The sequence below is a fragment of the Streptomyces sp. 142MFCol3.1 genome (assembly GCF_000424945.1).
Classification (GTDB): Bacteria; Actinomycetota; Actinomycetes; order Streptomycetales; family Streptomycetaceae; genus Streptomyces; species Streptomyces siamensis.
In genome coordinates, this window is sequence record NZ_AUKV01000001.1 from 25,848 (window position 1) to 47,915 (window position 22,068).

The following is a 22,068-nucleotide window of genomic DNA, read 5'->3' on the forward strand; positions in this document are numbered from 1 at the left end:
GCAGGGGGCATGGCCTCGGCCGTCGGGGGTACGAGCGTGCCCGCCCGCCGGGCACGCTCGCCGTGCGCGATACGGCCCCAGGAGAGAGCCTGGTCCCCTGAGCAGTCGTGCGGCCCCGCGAGGAGGTGGTCGGCGTGTCCGACTGGCAGGGGGCCAAGCAGGCACCAGCGAGCCGGCCGGCGCCGGTCGGACGCCCGCTGCTGTCGCTGACGCTGACCTCGATGCTGGACGACGTCCACGCGCACTCCGGAGCGGTGTACCTGCTCGCGGACCACGAGCCGGTGCTGGAGATGGCCGTGATGGCGGGGCTGCCCCGGGCGTTCGCGGCGCCGTGGGAGCGGGTGGGGCTGAGCGCGCCGATCCCGGTGGCCGAGGCCCTGCGGAACCGGCGGCTGATCTGGGTGAGCGGCGAGGAGGAGATGGCCCGCCGCTATCCCCGGATCGCCGTGGTGCTTCCCTATCCCTTCGCGCTCGCCGCGATGCCGGTGGTGACCGAACACACGGCGTACGGCGCGGTCTTCGTGACCTGGCCCGGCTCGCATCCGCCAGACCTGTCCGACCGTGAGCGGGTCCAGCTCACGGCCGCCTGCGACCGGCTCGCACTGCGCCTGGAGCGTGCCGCCGAGGAACGCCGGCCGGTGCCCCCCGAACCGGACCTGCTGACACCGTCCGCGGGAACCACGGCCGGCACCCTCGGCACGCTGGAGGCGACCCGCATGGTGGCGCGGCTGCCGTACGGGCTGTGCGCGCTCGACCTGCACGGGCGGGTCAGCTACGCCAACCCTGCGACGGCGGAGCTGCTCGGCCTGCCGGTCGGCCGGCTGCTGGGCACCCAGCTGTGGGCGTCCGTGCCGTGGCTCAACGACCCCGTGTACGAGGACCGTTACCGTGCCGCGCTGCTCAGCCAGCACGTCACCTCGTTCGTGGCGCTGCGGCCGCCGGGCGAATGGCTGTCGTTCCGGCTGTATCCGAGCACGACCGGTCTGAGCGTGCGCATCTCGCGGGCCCGCGCGGTGTCCGAGATGACCCGGGCCGGCCCGCAGCCCGGCGACGGCACGCCGCGGCTGGTGACCATCTCCCACGTGCTGAGCCTGGCGAGCGCGCTCACCCAGGCGGCGGGCGTGCAGGACGTGGTGCAGCTGGTCGCGGACGAGATCGCGCCCGCGGTCGGCAGCCAGGCGCTGATCGTCCTCGCCGCACGGGCGGGGCGGCTGCACGTGCTCGGGCACCGGGGATACCCGGACCCTCAGGTCGTGGACCGTCTCGACGGGGTGCCGCTCACCGCCCCGACGCCGGGAACGCAGGCGCTGAAGACCGGGGCTCCCGCGTTCTTCGGCTCGCGGGCGCAGCTGGAGCGCCTCTACCCGGCCAGGAGCGGGACGCCCGACGGCATGGCCGCGTGGGCGTACCTGCCTCTGGTGGCCTCGGGTCGTCCGGTGGGCACCTGCGTCCTGGCGTACGCGCAGCCGCACCCCTTCGCCGCGGACGAGCGCGCCGTCCTGACCAGTCTGGGCGGTCTCGTCGCGCAGGCGCTGGAGCGTGCCCTCCTGTACGACGCCAAGCACCAGTTGGCCCACGGTCTGCAGGAAGCGCTGCTGCCGCACTCCCTGCCCGTGCTGCCCTCGATCGACGCGGCGGCACGCTACCTCCCGGCGGCCCGGGGCATGGACATCGGCGGGGACTTCTACGACCTGGTGCCCTCGCGGGGGCGGGCCGCGGCGGTGATCGGCGACGTCCAGGGGCACAACGTGACCGCGGCGGGCCTGATGGGGCAGATCCGTACGGCCGTCCGCGCGTACACGACGGTGGGCCAGCCGCCGGAGGAGGTGATGCGCAGCACCAACCGGCTGCTGATCGACCTGGGCGTCGACCTCTTCGCCAGCTGTCTCTACCTGAGCCTCGACCCCGCGCACGAGGTGGCCGTCATGGCGCGCGCGGGTCATCCGCCGCCCCTGCTGCGGCGGCCGGACGGGAAGGTCCGGGTGCTGGACCTGGCCGGCGGGCCCCTGCTCGGGATCGACGCCGACGCCAGGTACCCGACGACGGAGGTCACCCTCACGCCCGGCTCGCTGCTCACGCTCTACACCGACGGGCTGATCGAGTCGCCGGGCGTCGACATCGAGGACGCCCTCGCCGACCTGGGCCGGCGGCTCGGCGAGACCGGTGACCAGCCGCTCGACGCGCTCGCGGACAGCCTCGTACGGCACGGCGGGGCGGAGTCCCGGGAACGGCTCGACGACGTGGCGCTGCTCCTGCTGCGGGCGCGGGGCCACGACTGAGGTGTCGGGCTCCGCGGGCGCCCGTACACGCAGTCGGTCCGGCCCTCCCGCCGGAGGGCCGGACCGCTGTCACCGCCGGGCGGGACGGCTGTTCCCGGCCGGTCAGTGGTTCTCGTGTCCCCGAACCGTCGGGGATGCTCGTGTTCCCGAACCGTCGGGGGTGCTCGCCGTCCGGGTCAGGGCTGCGAGCTCACCAGACCCGAGCCGTCGTCCGTGCCGGTGCCGCTCTGGTCGGCGGCCCCGCCGGCCTCGTCACCGGCACCCGCCTGATCGCCGGCGCCCGCGCTCGGGTCCACCGTGCCGGCACCCGCGTCACCGGCTCCGGCGTCACCGGCCCCGGCATCGCCCGCACCCGCACCCGCTCCGGCGCCGCCGGCGCCGAGGGTGGCACCGACCGCCTGGAGCGCGGTCGTGACCGGCTGGAAGAAGGTCTCGCCGCCGCTGGTGCAGTCCCCGCTGCCGCCCGACGTCAGACCGATCGCAGTGCCGTCCTGGGTGAACAGGGAGCCTCCGCTGTCGCCCGGTTCGGCGCAGACGTCGGTCTGGATGAGTCCGGTGACCGTGCCCTCCGGGTAGTTCACCGTGGCGTCCAGCCCCGTGACGTTGCCGTCGTTGAGACCGGTCGTGCTGCCCATCCGGAGGACCTGCTGCCCGACGGTGGCGTCCGCGGCCTGGGTGATCTCGACGGACTGGCCGTTGCCGACGTTGACCACGCTGTTGGCCTGCGTGTTGGGGTCGTCGTACTTGACGAGGGCGAAGTCGCCGTCGCCCGGGAACGTGGCCTGGTCCACGGTGGCGATCGGCGCGCCGTCCTGGGAGTCCGACCACTGGGCCGCGGCCACACCGCAGTGGCCCGCGGTCAGGAAGGCCGGGCTGCCGTCGCCCGCCGTGACGTTGAAGCCGAGGGAACAGCGCGCACCCCCGCCGAAGATGGCGTCACCGCCGTCGACGAACGTCTTGAAGGTACCGGCGGACTTCTTGATGGTTGCCACTTTGGAGCCGAGACCCTTGACGGTCGACTCCAGGGTGTCCCACTTGCCGCCCGTGACGGTCGAGTCGGCGGTGACCCGGATCTCGTTGGTCTTCGGGTCGACGGCCCACGCCGTGCCGGGGATCGTCGCGTCCGCCTTGAGAGTTCTGGCGGCGTCCTTCAGTTCGGCGGTGCTGTTCTGCACCTCGTTCGCGACCGCGCCGGCCTTCTCGATCCGGTTGACGACGTTGCTGTCGTTACCGACGACGTTGATGATGAGCTGCTGCTTGCCCGCGTCGTAGTAGGAGCCCGCGAAGGACTGGCCCAGCTGCGCGGCGAGCTGTGAGGCGACGTCCGCGACGTCCCCCGCCTTGAAGGTCCTCGGGGTGGCGTCGTCCCCGTTCGACTGGGACGCGTTGGCGTTGGGCAGCAGAAGGGCCGCAGCTCCGAGCGCCGCCACGCTTCCCGCCGCGATGGCGGCCTTGCGCTTGGGTATCCGTTTGTGACTCAACTCTTGACCTCCTGGGGACGGGGTCGATGCCGCCGTCCGGCAGCTGACTGGGGGGCGCCTGGATGGTGGTTGATACGCGTGTGCCGCCGGTGGCGTTCAACTGCCTTTGCAAATGGCAGGATCCAGGCGACTCAAAGGCGCGGAACGCCAGGCAAAGGGCCACTTCGGCCAGGGAGTCGGGGAACAATGCCCCGTATGACGCTGAACCTTGCCGAAGCCGACAAGATCCTCGACGACAACTTCGCCCCCTGGGTCCTGGATCTGGGCCTGTCCGTGGCGGAACTGGGCGACCGCCGCGCCGTCCTGCGGCTGCCGTGGTCCGCACGACTGTCCCGGGAGGGCGGCTCCCTGTCGGGACAGGCGCTGATGGCCGCCGCCGACACGGCGACCGTGATCGCGGTGTCGGCGGCACGCGGCGCGTTCGTCCCGATGACGACGGTGCAGCAGTCCACGAGCTTCCAGCGGGCGGTGACGGACGCCGACGTCCTGGTCGAGGCGGTCCTCACCAAGCTCGGCCGCCGTATGGCCTTCGCCGACATCACGATGGCCGCCGAGGGGTCCGGGGAGGTCGCCGCGCGCGCGAGCACGGTGTACGCGCTGCTGGGCTGAGCACGCCGGCGGCCGGGAGCCCCGTCCGACACTCCGTCACGGGGCCACCCGGGCGCCCTCGCGGAGCCGCCCGGCAACCGGCAGGAGGCCGCACGGCACACCGTCGCGAGGCCGCGCGACACACGCCCGTTCGCCCGGCCGAACACGTCCGCGATCCCGCCGACACGTTCCGCTACCGATCAGTAACGGATCGTCTTCGAGCACGAGCGGAATCCCGGCTTCAGCGAATCTGCACATCCATTACGCAACCAGGTCACCGCGTGCGAGGGATCTGCACAGCCGCGCGCCCCCCTCCGCGCCATTGCGACGGGACTGTCCCATTCGGTCCGCGGACGGCAAGCGCGTGCACGAATGGATGCCGCGCAGCATGTGAAGAAGTCGCCGCAAAGACGTGCGCACACCTGCACGGTTGAACCTGTCGCGCACTCAAGTTCCCAGGTGAGAGCCCTGGTTGATTGGAAGCGTGCCCCGCCACCGTGCTTTGATCCGTTGCACCGCGGAGGTCGCACCCGACGCCTGGAAACGGGTGTCGCAGCCCCGCGGCGGCGGCCGTCATCTGTCCCCAGAGGGGGCCGCTCCCCCCTTATGAAATATCCATACGAAGGGAAGTTCCATCATGAACTCCACCCCCCGTGTTGAGACCGCCGAGATCTCGGACGCCGACCTCGACAACGTCTCCGGCGGCCTGTCGCTGAACGCTGTCGGCACCGTGTCCGGCCTGGTCGACGGCGTTGCCCCGGTCTCCGGCCTCGTGGGCACGGCCGTCGGCACCGTCGAGGGCGTGACCGGCCTGAACACCGCCCCGGTCACCGGCCTGGTCGCGGGTCTCTGATCCCGTTCCACACCGTCGAGTCCCGGAACCGCTTCCCGGTTCCGGGACTCTCGGATGCCGCGAATCTCTCGAACAGGTGAGGGAAGTCCCGTGCAGTTCCGCCAACAGGCCCTCGCCAAGCTGCAGTCGCCGGAGGAGCTCGACCTCCCGGTGCGCTTCGCCCGCCCGCAGGGCTGGCTCGTCCTCTCCGTGACCCTCGTCGCCATGGCCGCGGCCTCCGTCTGGGCCGTCACGGGCACCGTCACCTCCACGGTCGGCGCACCGGCCGTCCTCACCCACGGGCAGGGCAGTTACGTGCTGCAGAGCCCCGTCGCCGGCCAGGTCACCGCGGTCCTCGCCAAGGAGGGCGAACGGCTCCCCGCGAACGCCCCCCTGCTGAAGGTGCGGACCGCCCAGGGCGAGACAGCCGTCGTCCGTACCGTCGCCGCGGGCCGGATCACCGCGCTCGTCGCCACCATCGGCGCCATCATCTCGACCGGCGCGAACGTCGCGGCCGTCGAGAAGGTCGCCCACTCGGACGACCCGCTCTACGCGACCGTCTACGTCCCCGCCGAGAACGCCGCCACCATTCCCGCGGACGCCGCCGTCGATCTCAGCGTCCAGTCGGTGCCGACCCAGCAGTACGGAGTGCTGCGCGGCCATGTGAAGTCCGTCGGCCGGACGGTGCAGACCCAGCAGCAGATCGCCGCCTACCTCGGCGACAGCCAGCTCGGCGAGCAGTTCACCAAGAAGGGCCGCCCGGTGGCCGTCCTGGTGCGCCTCGACCGTTCGTCCGCCACCAGGAGCGGCCTGAAGTGGTCCTCTGCGGACGGGCCGCCGTACGCGCTCACCTCCATGACCCTGGCCACGGGTTCGATCCGCATGGCCGATCAGCGACCCGTCGATTGGCTCCTGCCGTGACCGCTCCCCAGGACACGCTCCCCCCGCCGGTGCGGGGCAGACGCCGCGCGCCCGCGCCCAAGCGGCCGGTCCCCAAGGGGCGGCGCAAGACGGTGCGCACCCCCACCGTGCTCCAGATGGAGGCCGTGGAGTGCGGTGCGGCATCCCTCGCCATGGTGCTCGGCCACTACGGCCGGCACATCCCGCTCGAAGAGCTGCGCATCGCCTGCGGTGTCTCGCGGGACGGCTCGCGCGCCAGCAACCTCCTCAAGGCGGCCCGCAGTTACGGCCTCACGGCCAAGGGCATGCAGATGGACACGGTCGCGCTCGCCGAGGTGAAGGCGCCCGCGATCCTGTTCTGGGAGTTCAACCACTACGTCGTGTTCGACGGCATGGGGCGACGCTTCGGCCGGCGCGGCGTGCACATCAACGACCCCGGCAAGGGACGGCGTTTCGTCCCCATGGACGACTTCGACACCAGCTTCACCGGTGTCGTCCTGGTCATGGAGCCGGGGCCCGGCTTCCGCAGGGGCGGGCGCAGGCCCGGAGTGCTGGGTGCCATGCCGGCCCGGCTGCGGGGCACCTCGGGCACGATGCCGGCGGCCGTGCTGGCCAGCCTCCTGCTGGTGGCGGTCGGCGCGGCGTTGCCCGCGCTCAGCCGGACCTACATCGACACGTATCTGATCGGCGGCCAGACCTCGCTGCTGAGCGTGCTGTTCGCGTCGATGGGCGCCTCTGTGCTGCTCACGGTGGTGCTGACCTGGCTGCAGCAGGCGAATCTGCTGCGCGGGCGCATCATCTCCTCCACGCTGAGCAGCGCCCGCTTCCTGCGGCACCTGCTACGGCTGCCCGTCACCTTCTTCTCCCAGCGCAGTCCGGCCGACCTGGTGCAACGGCTCCAGTCGAACGACGCGGTGTCCGAGACTCTGGCCCGCGACCTCGCCGCGGCCGGTGTGGACGCGATCGTGGTCGTGCTCTACGCGGTGCTGCTCTACACGTACGACCCGCAGCTCACGGCCGTCGGGATCGGTGTCGCACTGCTCAACGTGGTGGCGATGCGCGTGGTGGTCCGGATGCGCGCGACCCGTACCGCGAAGCTGCGCGCGGACACCGCGCGGCTGACCAACACGGCCTACACCGGGCTCCAGCTCATCGAGACGATGAAGGCGACCGGCGGCGAGGACGGCTACTTCCGCAAGTGGGCCGGGCAGCACGCCACCACGCTGGAGGAGCAGCAGCGCCTCGGTGTGCCCAGCGCCTGGCTGGGCGTGGTCGCCCCGACGCTCGCGACGCTGAACTCCGCGCTGATCCTGTGGATCGGCGGGCTGCGTGCCGTCGAGGGACACATCTCCGTCGGCCTGCTCGTCGCGTTCCAGGCCCTGGTGACCCGCTTCACGGCGCCGATCACCCGGCTCAACGGTGTCGCGGGCCGTATCCAGGACTTCGCGGCCGACGTCGCCCGGCTCAAGGACGTGGAGAACTTCCAGGCCGACCCGCTCTACGCACGCCCCGGCACCGGCGAGTCCACCCGGCGGCTGCACGGCCATGTCGAACTGGAGAACATCACGTTCGGCTACAGCCCGCTCGACAAGCCGCTGCTCAGCGGATTCTCACTGACGGTGGGACCGGGTCAGCAGGTCGCGCTGGTCGGCGGGTCCGGGAGCGGCAAGTCGACGGTCTCCCGGCTGATCTCGGGCCTGTACGCCCCCTGGGAGGGCACGATCCGCATCGACGGGCAGCTGCTGGAGGACATCCCGCGCGGCGCGCTCGCCGCCTCCGTCTCCTTCGTCGACCAGGACGTCTTCCTCTTCGAGGGCACCGTGCGCGACAACATCGCGCTGTGGGACCCGTCGATCCCGGACGAGGCGGTGGTGTCCGCCCTTCAGGACGCGGCGCTGTACGACGTCGTGACGCGGCGGCCGGGCGGCATCCACAGCCGGGTCGAGCAGGACGGGCACAACTTCTCCGGCGGCCAGCGCCAGCGTCTGGAGATCGCGCGGGCGCTGGTGCGCAGGCCCAGCATCCTGGTGCTCGACGAGGTGACCAGCGCGCTGGACGCGGAGACCGAGCAGCTCGTCATCGACAACCTGCGCAAGCGCGGCTGCGCCTGTGTGGTGATCGCGCACCGGCTGAGCACCGTGCGCGACAGCGACGAGATCGTGGTCCTCCAGCACGGCACGATCGTGGAACGCGGGCGGCACGACGCCCTGGTGGCGGCCGGCGGCCCGTACGCCGAGCTGGTCAAGGAGCGATGAGATGACCACGGTTCACGAGGGCGTCCACGAGGGGGACCTCGTCCTCGGCGCACTCGGCGGCATGGGCACGCCGATCGACTGCTCCGGCCTCAACCGGCTGGACCTGGAGGGCCCGCAGGTGCTGTGGCTGGTCGCCGCGGGCGCCATGGACCTGTTCGCGGTCGACGCGGCGCAGCAGGGTCACTGGCACCATCTGGGCCGGCTCGAAGCGGGCTCGCTGCTGCTCGGCCCGGTCGCGGGTCCCCAGCACACGCTCGTCGGGCGGCCGTTGCGCGACTGCGTGGTGCACCGGATCGTGCTGCGCGAGCTGTACCAGCCCGTCAACACGGAGACCTGGTCCTACGACGCGTACGGCAACCCGCAGTACGTGCCTCCGACGTCCAGCCCGCTGGAGTACGCACTCGCCCTTGGGGTCGGCCGCAGCCTGTCCATACTCTTCCAGGCCCCGATGGCCACGGAGAACGCCGCCGTGCTCACGGACGACGACGTCTTCTGGATGCAGGTGCCACCCGGCAGCGTCCAGTACGGCTCGCTGTACGGAGCCGAGGCCGCGGCCGATCTGCTGATGGACCCCGGCGTGTGGCAGGGCATGGTCGACCAGCAATACCGGCTGCTGGCCACGCTCGACCGCTGGATCGAGCAGCTGGAGGCGAGCCACGAGGACCGTACGGCGGCCGGCATCAAGGCCGGTGAGGCGGTCCGCGCCCAGGCCGACCGGACCCTGCTGGCCTCGATCGGCAAGTCGTCAGCGAAGCGTCCGACCGCCGCCGACGCGGACGCCACGTACGCGGCGTGCAAGCTGGTCGCCCGCACCGCGGGCATCGACCTCGCGGAGCCCGCGCAGAGCGACACCGAGAGCGACCGGCTCGACCCGGTCGAGCGGATCGCGCTCGCCTCGCGGATCCGCACGCGTGCGGTACGCCTGGACGGGCGCTGGTGGCGGGACAACATCGGCCCGCTGGTGGGCCACCGCGCCGTGTCCGGCGCGCCGGTCGCCCTGCTGTGGCGGCGTGGCGGCTATGTGGCCGTGCAGCCGTCCTCCGGGCGGGAGACCCCGGTCGAGAAGGCCAACGCGGCGGAGTTCGAGCCGCGGGCGGTGATGTTCTACCGGCCGTTGCCGGAGCGGACGCCGAGTCCGCTCGGGCTGTTGCGGTTCTGTCTCCGCGGTACCGGCGCGGATCTACGCGGTCTCGCGGTCAGCGGCCTGGTGACCGTCGCGATCGGCGCCCTGGTTCCGATCGCGACCGGCAAGGTGCTGGGCGAGTACGTGCCGAAGGCCCAGCACGACCTCATCGTGCAGGTGTGTCTGGCCCTGATGCTCACCAGTGTCGTGTCGGCGGCGTTCATGCTGATGCAGAACCTCACGATCCTGCGGCTGGAGGGGCGGATCGAGGCGACGCTCCAGCCGGCGGTGTGGGACCGGCTGCTGCGCCTGCCGACGAAGTTCTTCACGTCCCGGTCGACCGGTGAACTCGCCAGCGCCGCCATGGGGATCAGCGGCATCCGCCGCCTGCTCGCGGGTGTCGGCCCGACGCTCACGCAGGCGGGCACGGTCGGCGCGATGAATCTGGGGCTGCTGCTCTGGTACAGCGTTCCCATGGCGCTGGCCGCGATCGCCATGCTCGTCGTCATCGCGGCCGGGTTCCTCGGCCTGGGACTGTGGCAGGTGCGCTGGCAGCGCCGCCTGGTCGTGCTCGGCAACAAGCTCAACAACCAGGCGTTCCAGACTCTGCGGGGGCTGCCCAAGCTGCGGGTCGCGGCGGCTGAGAACTACGCCTACGCCGCCTGGGCGGGCGAGTTCGCGCGCAGCCGCGAGCTCCAGCAGAAGGTGGGCCGCATCAAGAACCTGAACACGGTGATGGGCGCGGTCTATCTGCCGCTGTGCACCCTGCTCATGTTCATGCTGCTCGCCGGCCCGGCCCGCGGCTCGCTGTCGGCGGCGGACTTCCTCACCTTCAGCACGTCGGTGACGATGCTGCTGACCTCGGTCACCCAGATCACCGGCGCGTTCGTCTCGGCGGCTGCCGCGCTGCCGATGTTCGAGGAGATCAGGCCGGTGCTCGAAGCGGCGCCGGAGGTGCGCGCGGCGAACACGCGCCCGGGCGTCCTGTCCGGGGGCCTGGAGGCGCGGCGGCTCTCCTTCCGTTACGCCGACGACGGTCCGCTGGTCCTCGACGACGTGTCCTTCGAGGTCCGGCCGGGCGAGTTCGTGGCGATCGTCGGCCCGAGCGGCTGCGGCAAGTCCACGCTGCTGCGCCTGCTCATCGGCTTCGACAGGCCGGTCTCGGGCAGCGTCCTGTACGACGGCCAGGACCTGGCGGCTCTCGACCAGTCGGCCGTGCGCCGTCAGTGCGGTGTCGTGCTCCAGCACGCGCAGCCGTTCACCGGGTCGATACTGGACTGCATCTGCGGCACCGAGCCGTACACCCCCGAGGAGGCGATGGCCGCGGCCGAGATGGCGGGTCTGGCCGAGGACATCAAGCGGATGCCGATGGGGCTGCACACGATCGTCTCCGGCGGCGGCGCGGTCTCCGGCGGTCAGCGCCAGCGGCTGATGATCGCCCAGGCGTTGATCCGGCGTCCGAGGATCCTCTTCTTCGACGAGGCGACGAGCGCTCTCGACAACGAGACGCAGCGCACGGTCATCGAGAGCACCCGTGCGCTGCGGGCCACCCGTGTCGTGATCGCGCACCGTCTGTCGACCGTGATGGACGCGGACCGCGTCATCGTGATGGAGGACGGCCGGGTCGCCCAGCAGGGCCCGCCCGCGCAGTTGCTGGCGGACACCGGCGGGCGGCTGCACGAGTTGGTGCGACGGCAGATGCAGTAGTCCGGGACGGCGCGCGGCCGCGGTGGCCCGCCTGCTCAGTCGAGCCCCGGAACGGGCGCGCCGGAGGGGACCCCGGCGTCGAGGTAGCCGCGGTAGAACTCCTTCCAGGGTGCTCCGGCGCCGGCGTGCGGGCCCTCGGGGTGTTCGCCGCGGGCCTTCGCGTCGAGGGCGCCGAGACACACCTCCCAGCCGGCGCCGTTGCGCGCGGCGGTGTCCACGGCCCCGAGCACGTCGGTGAGCGTGAAGCGGGTGCGCTTGTCGTCCAGGGCTTCCAGGTCGAAGTGCAGTTCGTCGCCGCCCCAGGCGAAGGAGAGGTGCCGGGGCGGGTCGACGGCGAGGACGCGGCCCTGCGAGTCCGCCGTGTTGGGGTCGCCGCTGAAGGTGACGGTGCCGCCCGGCCGCAGCTCGAACTCGGCGCGGGAGGGGAACCAGTGGGCGAGTTCGTCGGGGTCGGTCACGAACTGCCAGACCCGGTCGACGGGGTGGTCGTAGGTCCTGCTGAAGCGGACGGCCGGGCGTCCGTCGTCCAGGGTGAGGTAGGTGCCGGTGCGTTCGGCGGACATGGCGGTCAGTCCTTCGGGGAGGGTGTGTCATGGTCGTCCGGTCGCTCCTCCGCCGCGGCGTCCAGGCGTCGGCCCAGGGCGTCGAGGCTCTCGTTCCACAGGCTGCGGTACGGGGCGAGCCAGGCGTCGAGTGCGGCGATCGGGGCGGGGTCGAGGGCGTAGACACGGCGTTGCGCGTCCTGGCGCGCCCGGACGAGCCCGGCGTCGCGGAGCACCCGAAGGTGCTTGGAGGTGCTGGGCTGGCTCAGACCGCAGGCCTCGACGATCTCGCCGACGGCGTGCGGGCGCTCCAGGAGGAGCGCCACGATGGCGCGCCGGTGCGGGTCGGCGAGCGCGGCCCACAGGGATGCCTCGGACATGACTCCAATATGCCCCCTTGGTTATATGCCGGTCAAGGCATACGAGAGCCCCCATCGTGCACATCGCCCTGCCGTCGGCCCAGGCCGACCTCGGCTTCTCGGACGGCGTCGCGGGCGCCGTCATCGCCTTCCTGCTCCACCGGCGCGGGAAGCCGGCGCAGGGCCCGGACGCCGCACCCGTCGTCCACATGTGATCGGTCGCGGACCGATCACCCCCGGTCCGAGGGGCCGCCGACGGCGGGGAGACGGCGGCCCCTCGCCCGGCCGCCCCGGCCGGCCGCCCCGGCAGCCGGCCGCACCTGCCGCGCCGCTTCGTCGTGCGGCACCGCGGGCCGGTACACCACGAGCGCACCGGGTTCCTTCTCCAGGCTCAACGACGCCTCGGCCGTGGCGATCTCACCGTCGTACGCGAGGGAGTCCGTACCCGTGACGTTCTCCAGCCGCACCCAGGGGACCTGCTCCGCGCCGTAGACCCGGGAGCGGTGCAGGGCCCCGGCGAGCGCCGAGACGACGACGCGGGTGCGGGCGAGACGGTGGTCGCCGTCCACCACGCGCAGGTCGAGCAGTCCGTCGTCCAGCCGCGGCCTGTAGGACGGGGCGAAGCCCTCGGGGACGTAGCGTCCGTTGCCCGCGAACAGCAGCCACAGACGGCGTTGACGGCCGTTGAGGCTCAGCTCGACGGGGGTCGCGGTGCGCAGCACCCTGACCAGGGCGAACGCGGCGGCGGGCCACTTGCCCCACCGCTCCTGCGCACGCTCACGCATCCGGACGAGTTCGGGGTACAGGCCGATGCTGAAGGTGTTGAGGAACCGCACGTCCTCGCCGCCGGCCGTGCGCGCCACACCGATGTCCACGGACACCGCCTCGCCCCGGACCACGGCGTCCGCGGTGTCCTCGTAGTCCGGCACCCCCAGGTCCTGGGCGAAGTGGTTGAGGGTGCCGCCGGGGAACACGGCCAGCGCGAGGCCCCGTTCGGCCGCCGCGCGGGCGGCTGCGTTGACGCTGCCGTCCCCGCCGCAGACGCCGAGGGCTCCCCCGCTCTGCGCGGCCCGGCCGACGGCCTCGGCGAGCAGCGCGGCGAAATCGTCGTCGGGGCCCCGCTCGATCAGCTCGGCCCCGGGAAGCAGCGCGCGCAGCCGTTCGGCCGGGGGCGGGGACATGGCGGGTGCGCCGGAGCCGGCCCCGCTGTTGACGAACACGACCAGCCCCTCGCCCCGGGGCAGCGCGGGCGCGTCGGCGACGGGCCGCTGTCTCCCGGGGACGACCTGTCGAGGCGGCCACCAGCGGCAGGTGAGCGCCGCGGCGCCGACGCCGATCGCCACCCCGGCCAGCACGTCCCCGGGGTAGTGCACGCCCACGTAGACACGGGAGAAGGCGACCGCGGCGGCGAAGGGAGCGACCAGGGCGCCGTACCGCGTGGACTCCAGGGCGATCCCGGTGGCGAAGGCCGCGGCGGAGGCGGAATGCCCGGACGGGAAGGACGTGGTGTGCGGCTGGCTGCGCAGGTGACGGACCGTCGGCACCATGTCGAGCAGCGGCCGGGGGCGGCGGGCGCTCCACTTCACGACCGTGTTGACGGTGAGCGAGGCGAGCGCGAGCGCGCCGACGCCCCGCAGGGCCGCACGCCGGGCGGTGCGTCCACCGGCGACCGCGAGCCCGGCCGCCGTGCCGAACCACAGCGCTCCGTGGTCGGCCAAGTGGCTCAGACGCCGCAGCGCCGGATCGGCTCCGGCCATCCGCGCCCCCGCCACCCGTGTGAACAGCCGCTCGTCCAGCTCGCCCAGTGCACGCATGCTCCACCGGTACGGCGTCGCGTCCGTGCCTGCATCCCGGGCGACTCGGACCGGTGACGGGGCTGCGCCGTGCGGCGCAGCGGCTTCCCGGCGCGGGCCGCCTGGGCCATGGTGGGGACATGCGCAGATCCGCGGCGGCGGCCGGCAGTTCGTTCTTCCTGGCACTCGCGCCGGGCACCGTGGCCGTCCTGATCCCCTGGTGGCTGACCGGCTGGCGACCCGGTCACTGGTGGCCGCCGGTGCGCGCGCTCGGTCTGCTGCCGCTGGCCGCGGGCGCATACGTGCTGCTGTCCGCCTTCGTGCGGTTCGTCCGCGAGGGCCTCGGCACCCCGGCGCCGGTCGCGCCTCCCGAGCATCTGGTCGTCGGCGGGCTGTACCGGTACCTCCGCAATCCGATGTACGTGGCGGTCGTCGCGGTGATCCTCGGGCAGGCCCTGCTGCTCGCGCGGCCGCTCCTCCTGGCGTACGGGGCGATCGCATGGCTGGTGATGGCGGCTTTCGCCCGGTGGTACGAGGAACCGGAGCTGATGACGCGGTTCGGCGCGGAGTACGAGCGCTACCGGCGGGCGGTGCCCGGCTGGTGGCCCCGGGCCGGTGCGTGGCACGACCCCGGGTGAGCAGGCGTCACGGACATGGAGGTGACGGGACGCCGGGGGACGGGGCGCGGGGAAGTCCGGCCCGAGAGCCGGGGGAGATCCTGGGCATGCAAATGCCGAGGGCCGGCCGACGGCCCCACTCCGTCAGGCCGGCCCTCGGTGCGAAATCGCGTGGTGTCCCCGCGACGTGGCCCGCACTCCCCAGTCACGGACCTCGGTCGCTCTTCACGGGGACTTCGCGATCCCGGTCTCTCAGAACGTGAAGACGGTCGTCCCGTAGGAGTTCTTCACGCACTCGTTGGCGAAGGTGCGCTCGTAGGACACGCGCTTGCCCTGCCAGACACCCTCGACCGTGACCACCACGGGGTCGTATTGCCTGGTACAGAAGACGCCGTCTCTGAGCGTCAGCGCGCCCGGATCGCCGCCGACGCCGCGCAGTTCGGCGCAGGCCTGCACGGCGGCGGGATGGGTGCCGGAGGCCGTCGGGGCGCAGTTCAGGGTGACGGCCCGCTCCGGTGTGACGGTGGCCGCGGTGGCGCCGTGGCCCGTGGTGAGCACCAGGGCCGACGGGGCGTAGAGCCCGGACGGGCCGGCGGCGGGGGCGGCGTGGGCGGAACCGATGACGGGTCCGCAGACGGCGGTGGCCGTCAGGGTGAGAGTCGCTGCCCAACGCGCGGTGTTCGGCATTGTGTGCATCCTTCCGCTCGATCGAATGCGATACCGGCTCGGTCGGGTGCCGGTTCGGCGAGCGCGAGTCTGCCGAGTCCTCACGAGAAACACACATCGACCCCACGCATTTAGGTAACTTTGAGTGTTGAAACAGTGGCGTGAAGTCACGGAATTCGAACTCCTGGGCCCCGTGATTGAGCCACCGTTGATCGCCCGCCGGGCCCTCATGGCCAGATTTCCGTGGCTCGGCAATCGGCCTGAAACATTCCGCTTCACCCCGCTCCGGACCCCCGCGGCACCCCTGTGCGCGCCCCCGGCGGAGCCGCGCACCGACCGTGACGTCCGCCCACAGCGGACTTCGACCGGACCCTCTTGCCCATTTTTGCCCGTGGAGTAATGGTGATTACATGATTACATCGGAGCAGCGCGACAAGCTGCGCGGCTGGTTCGCCGGCCGCCTGCCCGACGATCTCTTCGAGAGCCTCGTGGAGGTCACGGTCGACCGGGAGGAGATCACGGTCGTCGGCCGCATCCCTGAACCCCGGCTCGGCGACGGCGCATCGGCCGCCGAGAAGGAGGCGGCAGCCGAGGCACGTGTCCAGGAATTCAGGGAACGCACCCGCGAGGACAGGATCGCGGTGGCGCGCGAGGCGGAGCACCGGTTCGGCAAGAAGGTGTCCTGGGGCGTGGAGTGCGGAACCGTGCGCGCCCTGTTCACGCACGTCGCGGCGCCGGTCATGACGCGGCTGCGCCAGCCCGAGCGGCAGGTCCTGGACACCCTGGTCGCCGCCGGGGTCGCCCGCAGCCGCAGCGACGCCCTCGCGTGGTGCGTACGCCTGGTGCAGCGCCACACCGACGACTGGCTCGCGGAACTGCGCGAGTCGCTGGAGCACGTGCAGCGGGTACGGGCGCAGGGTCCGGACACCGAACCGGAGGACGGCGCCACCGACGAGGAGTGACCGGTTCTCCCTCCTCCGGCGCACGGACGGCACCCGCCTCCCGGCCGTCGCGCCACACTGGGAGCCGACACAACCGGACGGCCGCGTTCCAGGCGACCGGCCGTTCCGGCCGAGGGCACGTCCGTACGCCGACGGCACTGCGGGCGTCGCCGGCACCCCGGGGATCGCGGGCGCGTCGGGACGTCGGGCCTTCGCCCGGCGGGAAGGACCGGAGGCTCACCTTGCCGGACATGGACGAGACGGAGGCGCGACGCCGCTTCCTCACCGCGCGGGTGGCGCGGCTGGCGACCGTGGACGCCGAGGGGCGCCCGCACCTGGTACCGGTCGTGTTCGCCGTACTCGGCGACGAGATCGTCACCGCGGTCGACGGGAAGCCCAAGCGGTCACCACGGCTGAAGCGGCTGCGCAACATCGCGGCGCACCCGGCCGTCTGTCTGCTCGTCGACGCGTTCGACGAGGACTGGAGCCGCCTGTGGTGGGTCCGGGCGGACGGCGACGCACGCGTCGTGCCGCCCGCCGCACCGGAGGTGGGTGCGCGGGAGACGTACGGAACGGCGGTCGCCGCGCTGCGGGAGAAGTACGCCCAGTACCGCGGCCGGCCGCCGGACGGCCCGGTGATCGCGGTCGCCGTCCACCGCTGGCACGGATGGCTCGCCGCCCACGGCGAGGACCCGCCGGGCCGACCCGCACCCCACGCCGCTCACGGCGGCGGCCGGCACGGAAGGGACGAATGCTCCGGGGCGTCCGCGAGGGATGGATGATTCACCCACCGGCGTGCTCGACAGGCCGCCGTAACTTCGGCGCACCCCTTCGAGGACGGCGTCCCCGCACGCCGCACACCCCAGCGGCGGTCACCGGCCTTCCTCCCGTCGCGCCACAACGCGCTCCACCGCCGGCTGTCGTCCAGCGCCGCGTACACCGGGACCCGCGCGTCGACGGCCGCGACGACCACCTCCACGACCCTCGGGTCGGCGGCCATGTCGCGCCGGACCCGGGTCCGGGCCGCCGGGGACCCGCCCGTCGCGGTGGCCGGCCGCTCCTCGGCCCCGGCCCTCGGCGCGGGACCGGAGCCGGCGTCCGTCCTGCTGTTGGTCACCCGGTGACAGCCCCAGTGGCGCGATGTGCGCACCATGCTGGACGGATCTTGTCGCAGTCGCAAGGATCGTCGGCGCACAGCGCGGTCTCAGGGACGAGAGGCGGGACGTACGGATGGCGAAGCATTGGGCCGACTTCCAGTACGAGATCTATCTGAACGGAATGACGGGTGCCGTACCCCGGCTGCCCACCGATCTGACCCGGCTGGAGGAGCTCACCGAGCAGCGCCTCGGTCCCGGTCCGGTGGGCTATGTGGCGGGCAGCGCGGGCAGCGGAAGTACCGCACGCGCCAACCGGGAGGCCCTGGACCGGCGCCGGATCGTGCCGCGCATGCTGCGTGACGTGCACGAGCGCGACCTGTCCGTCGAGGTACTGGGCCGCGCACTGCCCGCGCCGCTGGCGCTCGCGCCGGTGGGGGTCTTGTCGATCATGCATCCGGGCGCCGAGCCGGCCGCCGCGCGGGCCGCCGCGGCGCAGGGCGTCCCGTACATCCTGTCGTCGGCCTCCAGCACCCCCATGGAGCAGGTCGCGGAGGCGATGGGCGACGGGGAGCGCTGGTTCCAGCTGTACTGGGCGAAGGACCGGGAGGTCACCCGGAGCTTCCTGGACCGGGCCAAGGCCTCGGGGTTCACCGCGCTGTTCGTCACCCTCGACACTCCCCTGCTGGCCTGGCGGCCGCGCGACCTCGATCAGGCGTACCTGCCGTTCCTGCACGGCGTGGGGACCGCCAACTACTTCTCCGACCCGGCGTTCCGGGCGGGTCTGGCGAAGCCGGTCCACGAGGATCCGAACGCGGCCGTGATGCACTTCGTGGGCATGTTCGCGGACCCCGGCAAGACCTGGCCCGACCTGGCCTTCCTGCGCGAGAACTGGGACGGTCCGATCGTCCTCAAGGGCATCCTGCACCCGGACGACGCGCGGCTCGCGGCCGACGCGGGGATGGACGGCGTGGTCGTCTCCAACCACGGTGGCCGGCAGGTGGCGGGGTCGGTGGCCGCCGCCGACGCGCTGCCCCGTGTCGTCGAAGCGGTGGGCGACCGGCTGACCGTCCTGTTCGACAGCGGCGTCCGCACGGGCGACGATATCTTCAAGGCGCTCGCGCTCGGCGCGCGGGCCGTGCTCGTCGGCCGCCCGTACGCCTACGGGCTGGGCCTCGACGGGCAGGCGGGCGTGGAGCACGTCATCCGCTGCCTGCTCGCCGAGTTCGACCTGACGCTCGCCCTGTCCGGGCACGCCCGCCCGGACGTCGTCGGCCCCGACGACCTGACCGAGGACAGTGTATGAGCGACCCGAAGAACGTCCTCGCCGTCGTCTCGCCGCACGTGGGCGGACGGACGGCGGGCGCCGCGCTCGCCGGCGTCTTCCCCGGCGAGGCCCGGGTGACCGTGGTGGAGGCCACCGACGAGGACCCCGTGGCGCTCCGCGAGGCGCATGTCGTCATCACCGGCCTGGCCCCGGTGACCGCCGAGCACATCGCCGCCGCACCGGCCCTGGAGCTGATCCAGTGCGCCAGTCACGGCTTCGACTACGTCGCCCTGGACGCGGCTCGCGCCCAGGGCGTCCTGGTCTGCAACATCGGCTCCGGCGGCGCCGAGAAGCAGAACGTGGCCGAGCAGACCTTCGCCCTGATGCTCGCTCTCGCCAAGCAGCTCGTCCCCGCGCACACCGCCCTCGTCGAGGCCGACTGGGCCCTGCCGCGGCTCCAGCAGTCGATCACCGAGCTGTCCGGGAAGACGCTCGGCATCGTCGGGCTCGGGCACATCGGCGAGGAGGTCGCCCGCCGCGCGGTCGCCTTCGACATGACCATCGTGTACGCCGGTCCGCGGCCGCTCGACGCGAAGACGGCGGCCCGGCTCGGCGGGGCCCGCCATGTCGGGCTCGACGAACTGCTGCGGACCTCGGACTACATCACTCTGCACGCGCCCCTGACCGAGGACACCCGGCATCTGCTGAACGCCGAGCGGCTCGCGCTGCTCAAACCGACGGCGTTCGTCGTGAACACCGCGCGGGGCGCCCTCATCGACCAGGACGCCCTCGCGGACGCGCTGGAGGCGGGCGCCCTGGCCGGCGCGGGCATCGACGTGTTCGACCCCGAACCGCCCACCCCCGCCCTGCGGTTGCTGAAGGCACCGAACGTGCTGCTCTCCCCGCACGTCGCCGGTGTCACGCGCGAGACGCTGGTGCGGATCGCGCTGGCGGCCGTCCACAACGCGGCCGACTTCGTGGCGGGCAGGCCGCCCCGGGACGTCGTCTCGTAGAGCTGTCGCCCCGGCACCGCGAGGCCGCGGCGCGAGATCCGGCACGGGCCGGCGCGCCACGGCCCCGACGCCGGCGTCAGGCCACGACTCGCGGTGGCATCACGGCGTGCCCTCGCGGTGGTGTCACACCGCCGCTCTCACTGTGCGGTCGTGGCCGCGGCCTGTCTGTCCTGGAGCCCCGCGTCGTCGACGAGTCCGGACGGGCCGAGGGGCAGCGCGGACTGCGGGTCCGCGTCGTCGTGGCCGTCGCCGACGGCAACCGCGCGCGGCTCCTGGTAGGGCTCCGCCGCGGTGGGCCCGGGGTCGGCAGGCACCTCGGCGGACGGCTCGCCGTGTTCCTCGCCCGGCTGCGCGGGAGTGTCCTCGGCGGTGGGCTCGTCGCTCGCGGGCGGGGCCGACGGGCCGGACGTGCCCGCGACCGACAGCGACTTGGGGCGGTCCGGCGGGGGGTCGGTGCGCCAGCGCTGCTCGTCGGAGCCGTCGCGGACCTTGACGACGACGTCGGTGTCGGGGTCGTCCGACGCCGGCGTGACGGCGAGCCCCTCGCGTCGGCGGGGCAGCAACTCGCCCCGCACGGTGAGGTCGTAGCGCATGTCCTTGCCGCGGGCCGCGTTCTCGGCGACACAGCGCTGCAGCAGGACGACACCGTTGTCCGCGTGCGAGTCCAGGCACAGGCCGGGATCGGCGATGCTGCGCAGCAGTCCGTCGTACTCGTACGACCACTGCTGGGTCCAGGCCGACGAGCACACCGCGAGCTCGGTCTCGGCGCCGGGAGTCGCGCTGCCGCCCCTGATGTCCAGGCACAGGTCGGCGGCGAGATTGCGCAGCCGGGTCTGCTCGGTGCCCGTCGGCAGTCCCGCCGAGGTGGGGGGCGACGAGGCGGCGGGCGGGGTCCGGGAGGCGGGGGCCTCGGACAGGTTGTGGCTGCTGCCGGCGCCCGTGGAGGCCGTGGGGTCGGCACCTCCCTCGTCGTGCGGCCACAGACCGGCCGCGAGGACGGTCGCGAGCAGGACGGCCGACAGCCCGACGCCGGTCAGCAGAGCCTTGGGAGGGGCCTCGCCCTGCCGGGCCGCCCCGCGGCCCGGCGTGGGGAACTGCCCCAGCAGACGGTGCCGCCCACCGCCGCCCTGACGCCCGCCGGTTCCCGGCCGTCCGTCCGCGCCGTCGCGGCGGCCGCCGCCGGTACGCCCGCCGCTCCCAGGAAGGCGTCCGCCGAAGGGGGTACCACCACGGGGGCGCAAGCGCTGTCCCGCACGCCCAGGGCGTGAGTCGAGATAGCGCTGTGCGCCCCAGCCGAGCACGGCCTCTGCGATCAGCGATCCCAACCCGCGCTCGAAATGGCCGAGTTGTTCTGCCGCGTGCCGGCAGTACGAGCACTCCGCCAGATGCTGCCGGACATCGGGAAGCAAGGCGCCGCCGCGGCGGATCGGCACATCGAGGAGGCGGTTGTGGAAGCCGCATTCCTTGCTGGGCGCCAGTTCCCGGTGAGCGCGTACACAGCCCTCACGGAATTGCTCGCGGGCCTGCTCCAGGGCGGCCGACGCGATGTCGGTGTCCATGCCCGACAGACCGGCCGGTACGGATATGGGCTCCGCCTCGACCTCGATGTGCCACAGAAGACACCGGGACACTCCCGGCAGAGTATGGAAAGCACGCTCCGCCAGCTTGCGATTTTCGGCCGTCATGGACTTCGCGGCACGCATGCCGCGGCCCCCCGCGGGTTTCCCCAGGTCCGGCAGAACACCGGTTATCCGGTCGTCCGCGGACCACTCCCTGACGGTGTCGCGTACGTCCACGAGGAGTTCGGGCCGCAGGGCGATCGCGGAGTCGCCTTCCCCGAGGCGGTCGAGCGCCCGGTGGAAGGAGGTCGCCGCCACCATGGCGGCGGCGGGTGCCGAGGAGGCGAGGCAGATGACCGCGTAGTCGTACGCCGGCTGCCAGTGCCGGGCCATCAGCAGGGCGACGGGGTGGGCGGCGTCGTCCTGTGCCGCTCCTCTCAGCCGGGCGGCGAGACTCTCGTCGGATTCGCCGGGAACGCCGCCGGGCGGATAAGGGGGACGAGGGGGGTGGGGGGTGCGCACGGAGCGGGTTCCTTCCGAGGTGCAAGGTGGCACACAGAATTCCTGACCGCCGAAAAGGAGCGCTGGTTGGTGCATACCTTTTTGACGGTGCGCCGGGGAAACGGCGAGGACGAAGGCCGCACGACGACCGCCGGTCAGGGGCTTTTTGAGCCTACCGACGACTCGGAATGGCGAACAGCGATTCAGACCCGGCCATTGGCCCGGCGCAGGGAGTTCACCCTCGCACAACACGCTCACGGCCAACAAGGCACTTGAGCAACCTCAGGCCCATTGAAATAAAGTCAGATCCTGCGGCAACTCGCCCCGCTCGCACCGGCTTTCGAAATTCGACACGCCCCGTGTGAACCGGGCGCACGCGCCGGAGGCCCTCGCACGCTCCCGGCGCGCGGAACTCCGTAGTCCACTGGAATCGGCCCTTCTCAAAGGCCCCGCGCAGGACGGCGGCTCTCCCGCGCGAAACCGGCCGCCGACCCCGATCCTCCCGCCCTCGGTCGGCGGCCCCGAGGGCGGGGCCCGGACCGGGCGGCGGC

The 22,068-nt window shown here is 72.7% G+C and carries 17 protein-coding genes and 1 pseudogene; 12 read left to right on the top strand and 6 right to left on the bottom strand.

What is annotated here, in order from left to right:
• Positions 1-125 precede the first annotated feature (125 nt).
• Positions 126-2,279, top strand: coding sequence for a SpoIIE family protein phosphatase (locus tag H305_RS0100100; protein ID WP_028798593.1), 2,154 nt, complete (start codon positions 126-128; stop codon positions 2,277-2,279).
• Positions 2,280-2,455: 176 nt separating this feature from the next.
• Here H305_RS0100100 and H305_RS0100105 read toward each other — a convergent pair whose 3' ends face one another.
• The gene (locus H305_RS0100105) at positions 2,456-3,760 is read right to left on the bottom strand and encodes a S1 family peptidase (RefSeq protein ID WP_028798594.1); all 1,305 of its coding nucleotides are present in this window, start codon (positions 3,758-3,760) and stop codon (positions 2,456-2,458) included.
• Positions 3,761-3,955: 195 nt separating this feature from the next.
• Here H305_RS0100105 and H305_RS0100110 point away from each other — a divergent pair, with 195 nt between their 5' ends.
• From H305_RS0100110 to H305_RS0100130, 5 genes are all read left to right on the top strand, one after another.
• Positions 3,956-4,369 (top strand): PaaI family thioesterase, encoded by a 414-nt coding sequence (locus tag H305_RS0100110; protein WP_028798595.1) that lies wholly within the window; start codon positions 3,956-3,958, stop codon positions 4,367-4,369.
• A gap of 616 nt (positions 4,370-4,985) precedes the next feature.
• A complete protein-coding gene (locus H305_RS0100115; RefSeq protein WP_028798596.1) occupies positions 4,986-5,201 on the top strand; it encodes a hypothetical protein in 216 nt (71 codons plus the stop codon).
• A gap of 90 nt (positions 5,202-5,291) precedes the next feature.
• On the top strand, positions 5,292-6,101 hold the full coding sequence (locus tag H305_RS0100120) for an HlyD family efflux transporter periplasmic adaptor subunit (protein ID WP_028798597.1): 810 nt from the start codon (positions 5,292-5,294) through the stop codon (positions 6,099-6,101).
• Entirely contained in the window at positions 6,098-8,335 is a 2,238-nt protein-coding gene (locus tag H305_RS0100125; RefSeq protein ID WP_028798598.1) for an NHLP family bacteriocin export ABC transporter peptidase/permease/ATPase subunit, read from the top strand. Before H305_RS0100120 ends, H305_RS0100125 begins: the two co-directional genes overlap by 4 nt.
• A gap of 1 nt (position 8,336) precedes the next feature.
• A complete protein-coding gene (locus tag H305_RS0100130; protein WP_028798599.1) occupies positions 8,337-11,165 on the top strand; it encodes an NHLP bacteriocin export ABC transporter permease/ATPase subunit in 2,829 nt (942 codons plus the stop codon).
• Between the two features lie 35 nt (positions 11,166-11,200).
• Here H305_RS0100130 and H305_RS0100135 read toward each other — a convergent pair whose 3' ends face one another.
• Together H305_RS0100135 and H305_RS0100140 are read right to left on the bottom strand one after the other, a co-directional pair.
• Positions 11,201-11,728: an SRPBCC family protein gene (locus H305_RS0100135; RefSeq protein ID WP_028798600.1), complete on the bottom strand. Its 528-nt coding sequence runs from the start codon at positions 11,726-11,728 to the stop codon at positions 11,201-11,203.
• 5 nt (positions 11,729-11,733) lie between these two features.
• Complete coding sequence (locus tag H305_RS0100140; protein ID WP_028798601.1) at positions 11,734-12,087, bottom strand: ArsR/SmtB family transcription factor; 354 nt, start codon at positions 12,085-12,087, stop codon at positions 11,734-11,736.
• 56 nt (positions 12,088-12,143) lie between these two features.
• Between H305_RS0100140 and H305_RS53165 the strand changes: the two genes are divergently transcribed.
• Positions 12,144-12,281 carry a hypothetical protein gene (locus H305_RS53165; RefSeq protein ID WP_158690458.1) on the top strand — a complete coding sequence of 46 codons (138 nt, stop codon included), beginning with the start codon at positions 12,144-12,146 and terminating at the stop codon, positions 12,279-12,281.
• A 15-nt stretch (positions 12,282-12,296) separates the two neighbouring features.
• Here H305_RS53165 and H305_RS0100150 read toward each other — a convergent pair whose 3' ends face one another.
• Positions 12,297-13,880 (bottom strand): bifunctional phosphatase PAP2/diacylglycerol kinase family protein, encoded by a 1,584-nt coding sequence (locus H305_RS0100150; RefSeq protein WP_028798602.1) that lies wholly within the window; start codon positions 13,878-13,880, stop codon positions 12,297-12,299.
• A gap of 119 nt (positions 13,881-13,999) precedes the next feature.
• Between H305_RS0100150 and H305_RS0100155 the strand changes: the two genes are divergently transcribed.
• On the top strand, positions 14,000-14,497 hold the full coding sequence (locus H305_RS0100155) for a methyltransferase family protein (protein WP_028798603.1): 498 nt from the start codon (positions 14,000-14,002) through the stop codon (positions 14,495-14,497).
• A 231-nt stretch (positions 14,498-14,728) separates the two neighbouring features.
• Here H305_RS0100155 and H305_RS0100160 read toward each other — a convergent pair whose 3' ends face one another.
• Complete coding sequence (locus H305_RS0100160) at positions 14,729-15,163, bottom strand: protease inhibitor (protein ID WP_028798604.1); 435 nt, start codon at positions 15,161-15,163, stop codon at positions 14,729-14,731.
• A 389-nt stretch (positions 15,164-15,552) separates the two neighbouring features.
• Here H305_RS0100160 and H305_RS0100165 point away from each other — a divergent pair, with 389 nt between their 5' ends.
• From H305_RS0100165 to H305_RS0100185, 4 genes and pseudogenes are all read left to right on the top strand, one after another.
• Positions 15,553-16,104 carry a hypothetical protein gene (locus tag H305_RS0100165; protein WP_028798605.1) on the top strand — a complete coding sequence of 184 codons (552 nt, stop codon included), beginning with the start codon at positions 15,553-15,555 and terminating at the stop codon, positions 16,102-16,104.
• A 221-nt stretch (positions 16,105-16,325) separates the two neighbouring features.
• Positions 16,326-16,760, top strand: a pseudogene (locus H305_RS44065) (TIGR03668 family PPOX class F420-dependent oxidoreductase); the annotation flags it as partial.
• A 553-nt stretch (positions 16,761-17,313) separates the two neighbouring features.
• Positions 17,314-18,483 carry a lactate 2-monooxygenase gene (locus H305_RS0100180; protein ID WP_028798606.1) on the top strand — a complete coding sequence of 390 codons (1,170 nt, stop codon included), beginning with the start codon at positions 17,314-17,316 and terminating at the stop codon, positions 18,481-18,483.
• A complete protein-coding gene (locus H305_RS0100185; RefSeq protein WP_028798607.1) occupies positions 18,480-19,457 on the top strand; it encodes a 2-hydroxyacid dehydrogenase in 978 nt (325 codons plus the stop codon). Before H305_RS0100180 ends, H305_RS0100185 begins: the two co-directional genes overlap by 4 nt.
• Before the next feature lie 137 nt (positions 19,458-19,594).
• On the opposite strand, the gene H305_RS44070 is transcribed toward H305_RS0100185, so the two are convergent.
• Positions 19,595-21,538 (bottom strand): RICIN domain-containing protein, encoded by a 1,944-nt coding sequence (locus H305_RS44070; protein WP_063611237.1) that lies wholly within the window; start codon positions 21,536-21,538, stop codon positions 19,595-19,597.
• Positions 21,539-22,068 lie beyond the last annotated feature (530 nt).